The sequence below is a fragment of the Vibrio sp. HI00D65 genome (assembly GCF_001635455.1).
GTDB lineage: Bacteria > Pseudomonadota > Gammaproteobacteria > Enterobacterales > Vibrionaceae > Vibrio.
Genome location: NZ_LWEH01000199.1, coordinates 1 through 313, shown reverse-complemented (window position 1 = coordinate 313; position 313 = coordinate 1). Strand labels below are relative to the sequence as shown.

General features: G+C 47.0%; 1 pseudogene. It reads left to right on the top strand.

The features are described 5' to 3' along the window. A pseudogene (locus A3712_RS15200) lies at nt 1-313 on the top strand (BatD family protein); the annotation flags it as partial.

Sequence of the window (313 nt, the reverse complement as noted above, 5' to 3'; positions counted from 1 at the left end):
CGAGTAACTTAACGCAACCCCAACTACCGAAACTGAATATCACCTACCCTAAATCGGTTCGTGTTTATGAAGAAAAGCCGCAATTTGGTACCACAAAGTCCGGCGACGCAGTTGTAGTGTACAAACAGGTACTAATCCCAAAAGAAGCAGGAAACATCTCGCTTCCTGACGTTTCCCAAGCTTGGTTTAATACTGATGCTCAATCAGAACAAACCAGTAAAGCTCTGGGCTTAGAGCTAGCAGTAACAGCAAGTGATCGTGTTGTATCAAGCACACCTCCAGTTGCTAGCGCGCCGCTCCAACAAACAGCGCC